14 protein-coding genes and 1 other annotated feature are annotated in these 13,318 nt (G+C 41.7%); of the genes, 10 read left to right on the top strand and 4 right to left on the bottom strand.

Going from position 1 to position 13,318, the window contains the following annotated elements; genetic code table 11:
- Positions 1-112 precede the first annotated feature (112 nt).
- From murC to ccpA, 6 genes are all read left to right on the top strand, one after another.
- On the top strand, positions 113-1,411 hold the full coding sequence (murC, locus tag ACLGGR_RS15910; RefSeq protein ID WP_095409305.1) for a UDP-N-acetylmuramate--L-alanine ligase: 1,299 nt from the start codon (positions 113-115) through the stop codon (positions 1,409-1,411).
- A 225-nt stretch (positions 1,412-1,636) separates the two neighbouring features.
- Positions 1,637-2,056 (top strand): DUF948 domain-containing protein, encoded by a 420-nt coding sequence (locus ACLGGR_RS15905; RefSeq protein WP_323648421.1) that lies wholly within the window; start codon positions 1,637-1,639, stop codon positions 2,054-2,056.
- A gap of 26 nt (positions 2,057-2,082) precedes the next feature.
- Positions 2,083-2,553 (top strand): YtxH domain-containing protein, encoded by a 471-nt coding sequence (locus tag ACLGGR_RS15900; RefSeq protein ID WP_034279523.1) that lies wholly within the window; start codon positions 2,083-2,085, stop codon positions 2,551-2,553.
- A 33-nt stretch (positions 2,554-2,586) separates the two neighbouring features.
- On the top strand, positions 2,587-2,910 hold the full coding sequence (ytxJ, locus tag ACLGGR_RS15895; protein ID WP_046312088.1) for a bacillithiol system redox-active protein YtxJ: 324 nt from the start codon (positions 2,587-2,589) through the stop codon (positions 2,908-2,910).
- Between the two features lie 219 nt (positions 2,911-3,129).
- On the top strand, positions 3,130-4,206 hold the full coding sequence (locus ACLGGR_RS15890) for a bifunctional 3-deoxy-7-phosphoheptulonate synthase/chorismate mutase (protein ID WP_034279528.1): 1,077 nt from the start codon (positions 3,130-3,132) through the stop codon (positions 4,204-4,206).
- A gap of 452 nt (positions 4,207-4,658) precedes the next feature.
- Positions 4,659-5,660 (top strand): catabolite control protein A, encoded by a 1,002-nt coding sequence (ccpA, locus tag ACLGGR_RS15885; RefSeq protein WP_034279529.1) that lies wholly within the window; start codon positions 4,659-4,661, stop codon positions 5,658-5,660.
- A 43-nt stretch (positions 5,661-5,703) separates the two neighbouring features.
- Here ccpA and ACLGGR_RS15880 read toward each other — a convergent pair whose 3' ends face one another.
- From ACLGGR_RS15880 to ACLGGR_RS15870, 3 genes are read right to left on the bottom strand one after another with little or no spacing between them, the layout of a single operon-like run.
- Positions 5,704-6,864 carry an acetoin utilization protein AcuC gene (locus tag ACLGGR_RS15880; protein WP_251216359.1) on the bottom strand — a complete coding sequence of 387 codons (1,161 nt, stop codon included), beginning with the start codon at positions 6,862-6,864 and terminating at the stop codon, positions 5,704-5,706.
- Complete coding sequence (locus ACLGGR_RS15875) at positions 6,861-7,502, bottom strand: CBS and ACT domain-containing protein (protein ID WP_095409302.1); 642 nt, start codon at positions 7,500-7,502, stop codon at positions 6,861-6,863. The genes ACLGGR_RS15880 and ACLGGR_RS15875 overlap by 4 nt, the downstream gene beginning before the upstream one ends.
- Positions 7,503-7,541: 39 nt before the next feature.
- A complete protein-coding gene (locus ACLGGR_RS15870) occupies positions 7,542-8,174 on the bottom strand; it encodes a GNAT family N-acetyltransferase (protein ID WP_095409301.1) in 633 nt (210 codons plus the stop codon).
- A 155-nt stretch (positions 8,175-8,329) separates the two neighbouring features.
- Here ACLGGR_RS15870 and acsA point away from each other — a divergent pair, with 155 nt between their 5' ends.
- Positions 8,330-10,054: an acetate--CoA ligase gene (gene acsA / locus ACLGGR_RS15865; protein WP_410973436.1), complete on the top strand. Its 1,725-nt coding sequence runs from the start codon at positions 8,330-8,332 to the stop codon at positions 10,052-10,054.
- 58 nt (positions 10,055-10,112) lie between these two features.
- Positions 10,113-10,344 (top strand) — a binding site (T-box leader).
- Positions 10,345-10,397: 53 nt separating this feature from the next.
- Positions 10,398-11,666, top strand: coding sequence for a tyrosine--tRNA ligase (tyrS, locus tag ACLGGR_RS15860; RefSeq protein WP_142945644.1), 1,269 nt, complete (start codon positions 10,398-10,400; stop codon positions 11,664-11,666).
- Positions 11,667-11,752: 86 nt separating this feature from the next.
- Here the strand turns inward: tyrS and ACLGGR_RS15855 are convergent, their stop codons facing one another.
- On the bottom strand, positions 11,753-12,109 hold the full coding sequence (locus ACLGGR_RS15855; RefSeq protein WP_410973435.1) for an antibiotic biosynthesis monooxygenase family protein: 357 nt from the start codon (positions 12,107-12,109) through the stop codon (positions 11,753-11,755).
- 270 nt (positions 12,110-12,379) lie between these two features.
- On the opposite strand from ACLGGR_RS15855, the gene ACLGGR_RS15850 reads away from it, so the two are divergent.
- Both ACLGGR_RS15850 and ACLGGR_RS15845 read left to right on the top strand, forming a co-directional pair.
- Positions 12,380-12,958: an esterase/lipase family protein gene (locus ACLGGR_RS15850; protein ID WP_410973468.1), complete on the top strand. Its 579-nt coding sequence runs from the start codon at positions 12,380-12,382 to the stop codon at positions 12,956-12,958.
- Between the two features lie 97 nt (positions 12,959-13,055).
- Positions 13,056-13,268 (top strand): hypothetical protein, encoded by a 213-nt coding sequence (locus ACLGGR_RS15845; protein ID WP_410973434.1) that lies wholly within the window; start codon positions 13,056-13,058, stop codon positions 13,266-13,268.
- Positions 13,269-13,318 lie beyond the last annotated feature (50 nt).

The raw sequence follows: 13,318 nt of genomic DNA, 5'->3' as shown, positions 1-13,318 counted from the left end.
TCTTTATTTGGAGCTGCGATCTGTGATCAGCTAGAGGCAAAAATCACAAGTTGCAAATTGAAATGAGCGTCATATACTGTAAGTCAGATAGACGTTTGTTGGAGGTACAATTATGACTGTTTATCATTTTGTTGGAATAAAAGGGACAGGTATGAGTCCACTGGCCCAAATTCTTCATGATACTGGGTATACTGTCCAAGGATCGGATATCGAAAAACATATCTTTACACAAAAAGCATTAGAAGAACGAAATATTAAAATTCTACCATTTGACCCAGATAATATTCAGCCGGGAATGACGGTCATCGCAGGAAATGCATTCCCTGATACACACCCTGAGATTGAACGTGCCCTTTCTGAAGGGATTCCTGTCATTCGATACCATAAATTCCTTGGAGAATACATGGATTCATTCACAAACGTTGCGATTACTGGTGCTCATGGCAAAACATCGACAACAGGACTGCTTGCTCACGTCATGCAGGCAGCAAAACCTACTTCGTACTTAATCGGTGATGGATCTGGAATGGGAAAAGAAAACAGCGAGTATTTTGTCTTTGAAGCATGCGAATACCGCAGACACTTCCTCAGCTATCATCCAGATTATGCGATCATGACCAATATTGATTTTGATCACCCTGATTATTTCTCGGATATTAATGACGTGTTTGATGCGTTTCAAAACATGGCGCTTCAAGTGAAAAAAGCCATTATTGCCTGTGGTGATGATGAGCATCTGCCAAAGATTCAAGCGAAGGTACCTGTTGTGTACTACGGTTTCAACGAAGAAAATGATTTCCAAGCACGCAATGTTGTGAAAAATACGGAAGGTACCACATTTGATGTATTTGTACGCAATACGTTTTATGATACCTTCTACATTCCTGCCTACGGAAATCATAATGTCCTCAACTCGTTAGCTGTCATTGCATTATGTCACTATGAGTCCATTGATGTAGAGCTTATCAAAGGCGCATTAACGACATTTGGCGGTGTGAAACGACGCTTTAATGAAAAAGTGGTCGGTGAGCAGGTCTTAATTGACGATTATGCACATCACCCAACTGAAATTGAGGTCACGATTGAAGCGGCTCGCCAAAAATATCCGGACCGTGATATTGTGGCTGTCTTCCAGCCTCATACGTTCACACGTACACAGCAATTCTTAAGTGAATTTGCTGACAGTCTAAAGAAAGCCGACTATGTCTACCTTTGTGATATTTTCGGTTCAGCCCGCGAAAACATTGGGAAGCTGAGCATTGAAGATTTACGAGAAAAAATCCCGCAGGCCCAATTGATTGAGGAAGAAGACACATCTGTGCTGAAAGCGCACGAAGATGCGATTCTGATCTTTATGGGAGCAGGAGACATTCAAAAATATTTGCGTGCTTATGAAAAAGTCGCTGTATAAATGCTTAAACGAAAAGTGCCGTTCAACACGGCACTTTTTTTATTTTGAATAAAATGTGACAAATGGGCTAAATGTGTCAACATCTGCCGCTTTTTTTCGTTCGCTGTGGACAGGAATTAGCGAATAAGTGTAGAATTATTATTCAATCGGTCATTCTAGGCGATGTTTGAATGATACAACGAGAGGGTAATGAATTGAATATGCCCGCAGCAAAGGAGGTATCAGATGATTATTATTCTATATCTAAGCGTTGCACTGATCGCAATTGCTTTCCTCATTCTTGTCATCTATTTGTCCAAAACGTTAAAATCCTTACAGCTGACATTAAAGAATGTTGCATCAACTTTAGAGGGTCTTGAAGGTCAGATGCAAGGCATCACCACAGAGACAGCACAGTTGCTACATAAGACGAATCAGCTTGCTGAAGATATTCAAGACAAATCAGCAAAACTAGGCACAGTTGTGGATGCGGTGCAGGGAATTGGCGGCTCGATCAACCAATTTAATACAAGCATAAAGCAGGCAGCTGGTGCGGTTTCTTCATCCGTTGAAAGAAATCAAGAAAAAGTGACGGATGTGGTAAGCTGGAGTAACGCAGCACTTGAAATTTATAAAAAATGGAAACAGCGTAAACAACAAAAATAAACCATATTCGCATAGGAGGAATAATCATGAGCAAAGACGGAATCAATAGCAAAGACTTTTTGATCGGAACACTTATTGGTGGAATTGTTGGTGCAACAACAGCATTATTTTTAGCACCGAAGTCAGGGAAAGAGCTTCGCGATGATTTGAACACCCAAGCGAATGCGTTAAAAGAAAAAACAGACCGGCTCACAACAGATGCAAAAGAAAAAGGCACTGAATATGTGACGATTGCGAAAGATAAAACGTCTGAATTGTCTCAGCTTGTAGCAGAGCAGTCAAACCAGATTTTAGACAAAGTGAAAGACATAAAAGAGCGTGCGGCTGGAAAAGCTAATCACGTGAAAAATGAAGCAGAAGATGCGGCAGCGGATTTGGCAAGTGAAGCATCTGATGTAGCAGATGAAGCAAAAGTAAGAGCACAAGAAGCAAAATCAGAAATTGAAGACGGCATCAAAGATGTCAAAGAAAAAGTAGAACAATCGACTAAAGGCTAACTCTCACTGCTCGAAGTGAAGAAGGAGAACATCATGTCAAAACAACTCATTGAAACAGAAGAACAGTTTGATCAACTAACGAATCAAGATGGGACCTTTGTCTTTTTTAAGCACAGTTTGACATGTCCGATCAGCCAAGCAGCTTTTCAAGAGTTTGAAGCATTTGCGTCTGCACATGAAGACGTGCCAACGTATTTCTTACAAATTCAAAACACGAGAGAGCTTTCATCCTACGTGGCTGAAAAATCGGGTGTCAAGCACGAAAGTCCTCAAGCACTCGTCTTTAGTGGTGGAAAAGTGAAGTGGCATGCATCCCACTCAAGCATTACAAAAGAAGCGCTTGAACATAATCTGTAAAAGAAACGTCAGCAGCGGCTGACGTTTTTTTTTATAAAAAAAGGTTTACTTGAACGAAAAGTATGCTATAATCTTACATACAATACTTTACCGCTTAAAAGCGTTTGGGTAATAAAGAAAATTTTCGTGACAATTCCGAAATCTTTGTTTATAATAAACCCTATCATGAAAGAATGAAAAAATAAAAAGCGAGAGCAGGCAGAGGAAAGGATGACAAAAATGAGCAACAATGAACTAGAAAAATTGAGGCAGCAGGCAGATGAACTAAATCTTCAAATCTTAAAACTGATCAATGAAAGAGGAAACATTGTAAAAGAAATTGGAAAAGCGAAAGAAGCGCAAGGTGTCAACCGTTATGATCCTGTCAGAGAGCGCACAATGCTGAACCAAATTCTTGAAGAAAATGATGGACCATTTGAAAACTCAACGATTCAGCATATTTTCAAAGAGATTTTCAAAGCAGGTCTAGAGCTTCAAGAAGATGACCACAGCAAAGCACTTCTTGTTTCTCGTAAGAAAAAACCAGAAAACACAATCGTGAACATCAATGGGGAAGCGATCGGTGATGGAAAGCAGCGTTTCATCGTTGGACCATGTGCCGTTGAAAGCTACGAGCAAGTCGCAGAAGTAGCGGCAGCAGCGAAACAGCAGGGATTAAAACTACTTCGCGGAGGCGCATTTAAGCCTCGCACAAGTCCATACGACTTCCAAGGACTTGGTGTAGACGGTCTAAAGATTCTAAAGCGTGTAGCGGATGAATACGGTCTTGCTGTCATTAGTGAAATTGTCAATCCTGCTCATATTGAAGAAGCGATTGAGCATATCGATGTCATCCAAATTGGGGCACGTAACATGCAAAACTTCGAGCTATTAAAAGAAGCCGGTTCCGTGAAGAAACCAGTTCTTTTAAAACGCGGTCTTGCAGCGACCATTTCAGAATTCATCAATGCAGCTGAATACATCATCGCCCAAGGAAACGATCAAATCATCCTTTGCGAGCGCGGTATCCGCACATACGAAACAGCGACAAGAAATACACTAGATATCTCGGCAGTGCCAATCTTGAAACAAGAGACACATCTACCAGTCTTCGTTGATGTGACGCACTCAACTGGACGTAGAGATCTTCTCCTTCCAACAGCGAAAGCAGCTCTTGCGATTGGAGCAGACGGTGTCATGGCAGAAGTACATCCAGATCCATCTGTTGCACTGTCTGACTCAGCGCAGCAAATGGACATTCCACAATTTGAAAAATGGTTAGATGCGTTAAGACCACTTGTGAATATTCACGCGTAATCATAGATAGAAATAGCCGCCGGATAACTGCCCGGCGGTTTTTTTATGGAGAAAATACCATGAAGTTTGGGAATGAAAGGAAGAAAGCACATTGCAACCCTAAAAAGTGCTTGTTCACAATGTTTTCATTTTTAAAATTCGATAGAATCTGCTAAGATCATTGTCATAGCTGGCGTTCTCGATGTTTTTTTATGAAATATGATTCAATTTACAGGTAACAAGCTGATTAAAGTTTGTTTAATTTAGTTATAAAAAGAAAGGGAACGTTTTCATATGACAAAAAAACGTGTATAATTTCATAAAAGAATGTCATTTTGATGTAGATTGAAAAATTATGTGTCTCTTTTCATCGTTTTAATGACAAATAGGATATTATTTTCCTCGTATCTGACATGTCTCTATCCAATTGGTGAATGCTATAGATATGAAGTGTATTTGAAGGAGTGATTTATGTGAATAATGTTACAATATATGATGTAGCAAGAGAAGCAAATGTAAGTATGGCAACGGTATCACGTGTAGTAAATGGTAATCCAAACGTAAAACCAACAACAAGAAAAAAGGTGCTTGAAGCGATTGACCGCCTTGGCTATCGTCCGAATGCAGTGGCTCGAGGCCTAGCAAGTAAAAAAACAACGACAGTTGGGGTCATCATCCCTGATATTTCTAGTATCTTCTATTCGGAATTAGCACGCGGTATTGAAGACATCGCTACGATGTATAAATACAACATCATTTTGAGCAACTCAGATCAAAATACAGATAAAGAGCTTCATTTGTTAAATACGATGCTCGGCAAACAAGTAGACGGAATTGTCTTTATGGGCGGAAATATCACAGATGTGCATGTGGAAGAATTTAAGCGCTCTCCTGTGCCGATTGTTCTTGCAGCATCTGTTGAAGAGCAGGCTCAAACACCATCCGTCAACATCAACTATGAGCAGGCCATTTATGACTCAGTTCAGCTGTTAGTTGAAAAAGGACATAAACGAATTGCGTTTGTTTCTGGTCCAATGTCAGAACCAATTAATTCCGTGAGAAAGCTTGCAGGTTATAAGCGAGCACTTGAAGAAGCGGGCATAGCGTTTGACGATACGCTCGTCGCTGAAGGCGATTACTCTTATGATTCTGGGATTGAAGCACTTGCTCATCTGCTTGAGCAGTCTGACAAGCCGACAGCTGTTATCGCAGCTACAGATGAAATGGCTCTAGGTGTCATTCATGGAGCACAAGACAGAGGGGTATCTATTCCTGAAGACTTAGAAGTGATTGGCTTTGATAACACAAGACTTTCTCTCATGGTGCGTCCTCAGCTGACAACAGTGGTTCAGCCGACATATGATATTGGTGCTGTTGCGATGAGATTGCTCACAAAGCTGATGAACAAAGAACAAGTGGACGATCAAATTGTTGAGCTTCCGCACAGAATTGAAGAAAGACAATCAACGAAATAAAGCAAAAAAAGCAGGCTACCTTATGAGGGATAGCCTGCTTTTCTTATGCCTTTTTCTTTTCTCTTCTAACAGGCATAAGTGCTTTTTCTACTGTTTGTGCATTTTTTTCTGTGATTTCTGCTTTTCTTGGAATCGGTGGATATAAATCGTCAGGGTCTCTCCACGTGGATGGAAGGGTAACAGGCGATTGTTTATTCCATGCCTGAATCCAGTCCTGAGGCAGCTCAACTGGCGGTGTAATGCCTTTCATTTCAAGCCAAATGCGGCTCCACGCTCTTGGAACGACGCGCCAAATATCATATCCCCCTCCGCCAACAGCGATCCATTTGCCATCACAATATTGATGCGCAAGCTCATGGGCAAGTCTAGGAATTTCCTCATATATTTTCATGGTGGCAGATAAATGAGTTAACGGATCATAGTAGTGTGCATCTGCCCCGTTTTGCGTCAAAATCACATCTGGTTTAAAAAAAGCAGCAATCTCAGTCACTGCTGTTCGATATGCTTCGAGAAACGATTCATCCTCCGTAAATGCATCCAGCGGAATATTATAGGCGTAGCCATAGCCTTTATCGTGACCTCTTTCCTGTACTTGTCCGGTTCCAGGGAACAAGTAGCGTCCCGTTTCATGAATGGACACCGTACATACTTCTGGGTCGTCATAGAAGCTGAACTGGACACCATCGCCGTGATGAGCATCCGTATCAATATATAAAATTCTAGCGCCATATGTCTTTTGAATATATTGAATCGCCACAGAGCTGTCATTATAAATACAAAAGCCAGATGCACGCCCTTTGAATCCGTGGTGAAGCCCGCCGCCAAGATTGAGTGCATGCTGCGAATGACCGAGCATCACTTGATCAACAGCTGTTAATGTTCCGCCAACAAGGAGAGATGCCGCCTCATGCATGCCTGCGAACATCGGTGTATCCTCAGTGCCAAGACCGTATCGTTCACCCTCTGCCGTAGACAGCTTTCCTTCACTTGCCCGCTGCACAGCCTGAATATAATCTGCTGTATGGACAAGCTTTAATTCCTCCAAAGTAGCCATACGCGGTGCGACGATCTCATCCTCTGTTAACGCCTTCATTTTTTGAAGAAGATCATAAGTTAAGTAGACACGAAGCTGATTGAAGGGATGATCTTGATTAAATTGGTACGTTTGAAAAGATGGTGAAAAAACAAAGGTCGCTTCCTTCATTTGATCGTCTGCTCCATAGGCCAGAGCACCTTATAGCCTTTTGCGCGAATCAGCTTCGTCACATGATCTGCGTGAATGGTTTGAAGGCGGAATACGAGCACTTTAGATGCCTCATTTGCATGCGGGTACACAAGCACACTCAGCATTTGAATATGCTGCTCCTTTAAAATGGCCGTAATATCTGCGAGACCTTCTGTCATCTGCTCCACTTCAACCTCTAAGTGCGATCCAGGCTGATCTGCACCTGTCAGTCTTACAAACGTACGAAGCAAATCCGTCTTTGTGATAATACCTACAAGCTTGCCGCGTCTCACCACTGGAAGACAGCCAATTCCGTGCTCAAAAAAGACACTTGATATCTCCTCAACGAAATCAAGCGGGTGAGCAGTGATTGTCTCTAATACCATGATCTCTTCTACTGGCCGCTGAATAAAGAGCTTCCTTTTCTCTGTTTCAAAAATACTTGGACTGGCATTTTTAATATCCCGATCTGTCACCATCCCAATGACAGACCCTTGATCAGATACGATCGGGATATGCCGGATGTGGTGTGCACTCATTTTTTGAATGGCTTCTTCAATCGTATCGGTTTTTCGCAGCGTGATCACATCACGCTCCATAATTTGTTCAATCATCATTGTTTACCAATCCCCTTTGCCAAAAAAACGAATTGAACGTTAATACATAAAACGCTGATGGAAGCGAAGACGATCGAAACGCTCGATCGAATCAGGACTCACATGTTTCCCAATTCTGGCCATTAAACAATTGGCTGGATGTGAGCTGATTTCTGGCTCGTCTGTTGCAAACCAGACAAGACCGCCTGCGTTCATCATTTTCTCCATCATTTTGCGGTACTCCCAAACGTTTTTCTTTGTCCCCTTTAAATCCCAATGCCAGTAATATTCAGTTGTAATGATGATGTAATTCTCCATTTGCTCATCCATCATGCTCACATCAAGTAAATGCTTGCCAAGTGAGCACCCTCTAAATGGAGGAGCGACCTCAATCGCGCCAAGCTCAATTAAATTGTCCATTTTGCCCTCTGACCAGCGCTCAAGTGGATCAGGATACAAATATGTGACATAACCTACGACAAGCTCATCCACTCTTGCAATGATAATACGTCCTTCTGGAAGATCTGCTATTTCAACAAGTGCTTGTTTCTGCTCCTCAGGCGTGCGAAATGCCGTTAGTCCTTCATGAAACGTATAGTTCGCAAGCTCTGATGCAGGTACCGGTCCTTCAATCAGGATGGAACCTGTTTCTCGCTCAATGGTTTTTGAATAATAAGTTTTAGGATGCTCCACGTATCCACCGCCCCTAATTCTAGTGAGTCGTCTCTATTCTATCTTAAATCTTGCAATATTTAAAACGGTTTCATCAGAAGTTTTTTAAAAATTGAGAAAAAAAGTCATCTATACTATAATGGTCATTGTAAACGTATGCAAAGGGGGACTGTTTGATGAAATTGGAAACGCTACCATCAGTAAAAGGGGATTATCATTTAAATGATTATGAGCAGGCATACAAAGATTTTTCATGGGAGGAAGCAAGAAAAAACTTCTCCTGGTATGAAACAGGAAAAATAAATGCAGCCTATGAAGCGATTGACAGACATGCGGACTCGTTTCGCCAGAACAAGGTGGCGCTTCACTACAAAGATTCACAGCGGGATGAAAAGTATACGTTCAGGGATATGAAAATCAATACAAACAAAGCGGGAAATCTATTCAGAGAAAAGGCGCATGTGGAAAAAGGGGATCGCGTGTTTATCTTTATGCCAAGATCACCTGAGCTCTATTTTCTTCTGCTTGGCGCAGTTAAAATTGGTGCGATCGTTGGCCCGTTATTTGAGGCATTTATGGAAGGCGCCGTCAAAGACCGTTTAGAAAATAGTGAGGCAAAGGTGATCGTAACAACACCGGATCTGCTTGAGCGAATTCCATTTGCAGAGCTTCCAAAGCTTGAATCTGTCATCATTGTCGGCGGTGAAAACGAAGATGTCGATGGCGTCCGGACAATTCACTATGAAAAGGCGTTTGAGGAGGCAGCAAAGGAGCTTGAAATTGAATGGATGGATGAAAAAGATGGCTTCCTGCTTCATTACACATCAGGATCTACTGGTACGCCAAAAGGTGTGCTGCATGTCCATGGTGCAATGGTCCAGCAAGGTCAGACTGGTAAATGGGTGCTTGACTTGAAAGAAGATGACGTTTACTGGTGTACAGCTGATCCAGGCTGGGTTACAGGCACAGTGTACGGTATTTTTTCACCGTGGTTAAATGGGGCGACGAATGTGATTTTAGGCGGCCGGTTTAATCCTGATACGTGGTATGGAACCATTGAATCACTAGGTGTAACCGTTTGGTACAGTGCCCCGACCGCCTTTAGAATGCTCATGGGGGCAGGGGATGACCTCATTCAAAAATATGACCTCAGCTCGCTCCGCCATGTCTTAAGTGTGGGAGAGCCTCTGAATCCAGAAGTCATTCGCTGGGGAGATGCTGTTTTTGGCAAACGAATTCACGACACTTGGTGGATGACAGAAACGGGTGCACAGCTGATTTGTAATTATCCATGCATGGACATCAAGCCAGGCTCGATGGGAAAACCAATTCCAGGCGTAGAAGCGGCGATTGTGGATAATGCAGGAAATGAACTTCCGCCATACCGGATGGGCAACCTTGCCATTAAAAAAGGCTGGCCTTCTATGATGCATACGATCTGGAACAATCCTGAAAAATATGAATCTTACTTTATGCCGGGAGATTGGTATGTTTCAGGAGATTCAGCTTATATGGACGAAGACGGATACTTTTGGTTCCAGGGACGTGTCGATGATGTCATCATGACGTCAGGAGAGCGGGTCGGTCCATTTGAGGTGGAAAGTAAACTTGTCGAACATCCAGCTATTGCGGAGGCTGGTGTCATTGGAAAGCCAGATCCGGTCCGCGGTGAAATTATTAAAGCATTTATTGCGCTCAGAAGCGGATATGAGCCGACAGATGAGCTGAAAGAAGAGATTCGTACGTTTGTGAAAAAAGGACTCGCAGCACATGCGGCACCGCGAGAAATTGAGTTTAAAGACAAACTGCCAAAAACGAGAAGCGGAAAAATCATGAGACGTGTGCTAAAGGCGTGGGAGCTGAATTTACCTGCTGGCGACCTTTCGACAATGGAAGATTAATTTTTTCATCAGTTGACTTGATATCAAAAGTGTGTTAAAAATGACATTAGTTGAATATGAAAAGGTTTTGACTGAGATTCAGTAGAATGATCTTTCCCTGTTGAAGAGAGCTGACGGCTGGTGCGAGTCAGTACAAAGAGATATTCGAATTACCCTCACGAACCGCTTTTACGAAAAGGAGCATGCCCTGATTAGTGAAAGAACGGATCTGTCCGTTATCAGTGTAAGTGAAAAGACGAGATTTTTTGTCTTTTAAGCAGGGTGGTACCGCGATATATATCGTCCCTTCGTTCATTCGAAGGGGCGTTTTTTATGTTGAATTGTAAAAAAAGGAGATTTGGAAATGAGTCAATTGATGGAAGAGCTATCGTTCAGAGGATTAATTCAGCAGCAAACAGATGAAGAAGGTTTAACAAAATTATTAGCAGAAGAGAAAATCAAGCTATACTCCGGCTTTGATCCGACAGCTGACAGCTTACACATCGGTCATCTATTACCAATTTTGACATTACGCAGATTCCAAGAAGCAGGTCATCACCCGATTGCTCTTGTTGGCGGCGCAACTGGACTGATTGGTGACCCAAGTTTCAAAAAAGCAGAACGTTCACTCAACCCGGCAGAAATCGTCGAACAGTGGTCAGAGAAAATCAAAGGCCAGCTCTCTCAATTTCTTGATTTTGAAGCGGACGTAAACCCAGCCGTCATCGTCAATAACTACGACTGGATCAGCCAAATGAATGTCATCACGTTCCTTCGTGATATTGGAAAGAACTTCGGTGTGAACTTCATGCTGGCAAAAGATATCGTGAGCTCACGTATCGAAACAGGGATTTCTTACACAGAGTTCAGCTATGTCATCCTGCAGTCTTTAGACTTCTTAAACCTTTACAGAAATGAAAATTGTAAGCTGCAAATCGGCGGAAGTGACCAGTGGGGAAATATCACATCTGGACTTGAGCTGATCCGTAAATCCGAAGCAGAAGGGGCAAAAGCATTCGGTCTGACGATGCCGCTTGTCACAAAAGCAGACGGCACAAAGTTTGGTAAAACAGAAGGCGGCGCCATCTGGTTAGATAAAGAAAAAACGTCTCCTTATGAGTTCTACCAATTCTGGATCAACACAGATGACCGTGATGTCGTGAAATACTTAAAATACTTTACGTTCTTATCAAAAGAAGAGATCGCATCTTACGAAGAAAAAGTACAAACAGCACCTGAAAAGCGTGAAGCACAGCGCCGTCTAGCAGAAGAAGTGACAACACTTGTACATGGCCGTGAATCACTAGAACAGGCTGTCAACATCTCAAATGCGCTATTCAAAGGCGAGATCAAATCTCTTACAGCTGAAGAAGTGAAAGTAGGCTTTAAGGATGTTCCATCTATGGAAAAAAGCAGCACAGAAGAATTAACACTTGTCGATATCCTTGTGGAATCAAAGCTGTCTCCATCAAAGCGTCAAGCACGTGAAGATATCACAAATGGTGCTGTTTCCATCAACGGAGAAAGACAAACAGATAAAGACTATGTTCTCTCAGCTGATGACCGAATTGAAAACCAATTTACTGTTTTAAGAAGAGGGAAGAAGAAATACTTCCTCGTGACGTATAAATAAATCTATATGAAACAGTAAACATCATGGAAAAGCACCTCAAATGTTCGTGTACATTGAGGTGCTTTTCTTTTTTATGTAGAAGTAGCTCATTCGTCTGCTTCTTGTTCAAGGAGTGAATCTTCGTTTGTATAAGCATGTTCTACCTTACAAATTCGGGTTGTATAGGATTCATACCAATCTTTTTCCCCTTTTTTTTGAACACGCTGATGTGCTGTATGTGCTTTCCATTCTTTGATGGCTGCTAATGAATCCCAGTAAGAGACAGTGATTCCAACACCATGTTCATCTCGTACGCTTTCTATTCCAAGAAACCCGTCTAGGTCTTTCGCTAATTCTTCCATTTTTTGAGCAGCTGCATCGTATTCTTTCTGCTCGACATTTGTTCGTTTTGATGTGAAAATCACGGCATAATAGGGTGGTGCAGGTGTTTGAGTAAACAGCATCTAGTAGAACCTCCTTTTGTCTATTGATATTATATATGAAAGAAAAAAGGTCTTGTAGTCTTTTTGTTTTAATTTAAAAAGTTCAAGGTGCTTTTTGATTATTTATAGGGCTGTAAAATCATCTCATAAACATTACCTTGTTCACTTTTCTGTCATATTTTTCTTGTATAAAATAGATTCGTATAAGATGAATAAGGGGGAATGAAAGTGTTTCTTTTTAAGAAAAGGAGTTTGCAAATTCTCGTTGCGCTTGCATTGGTGATAGGTTCAATGGCTTTTATCCAGCCGAAAGACGTGAAGGCGGCTGAGCATAATCCGGTTGTGATGGTGCACGGCATTGGTGGTGCCTCTTATAACTTTTTTTCTATTAAAAATTACTTGATCACACAAGGCTGGGATCGAAACCAATTATATGCTATCGATTTCATAGACAAAACAGGAAATAACCGCAACAATGGTCCGCGTCTATCCAAATTCGTCCAAGATGTGTTAGACAAAACGGGTGCCAAAAAAGTAGATATTGTGGCTCATAGTATGGGCGGGGCGAACACGTTATACTATATTAAGAATCTAGATGGCGGAGATAAAATTGAAAACGTTGTCACAATTGGTGGAGCAAACGGACTCGTTTCAAGCAGAGCATTACCAGGAACAGATCCAAATCAAAAAATTCTTTACACATCCGTCTACAGCTCAGCAGATCTTATTGTCGTCAACAGCCTCTCTCGTTTAATTGGCGCAAGAAACATCCTGATCCATGGCGTTGGCCATATCGGTCTATTAACCTCAAGCCAAGTGAAAGGGTATATTAAAGAAGGACTGAACGGCGGAGGACAGAATACGAATTAAAAAACGAAAAAAGACAGCGCATATGCTGTCTTTTTTGATGTCAACTGGCATATGGCAGCTGCTAGATGAAAGAGATATTGATAAAGGAGGCAAAACGATGATGCAAAAATTCAAGCAATATTTTTTAGGATACTGTCTCTACTTTCCGTGCTTATTTCTCATCATCTATTTCATCTGGATGAAGATGATCAAATCAGTTCAAATAGGTGAGGTGCTGTCTAACTGTACATCGATCATTGGTATTTATTACATCATGGCCAGTATGTGTTTTGTCTTTTTGTTGCGAAAACAGACAAAACATCGTACATAGCCAAATAAAAACATGTACAAAACGATCCCCATTCCTTACACTACATGTAG

Origin of the sequence: Bacillus sp. BD48 (assembly GCF_046566805.1) — a bacterium.
Classification (GTDB): domain Bacteria; phylum Bacillota; class Bacilli; order Bacillales; family Bacillaceae; genus Bacillus; species Bacillus safensis.
This window is presented reverse-complemented; position numbering and strand designations above follow the sequence as displayed.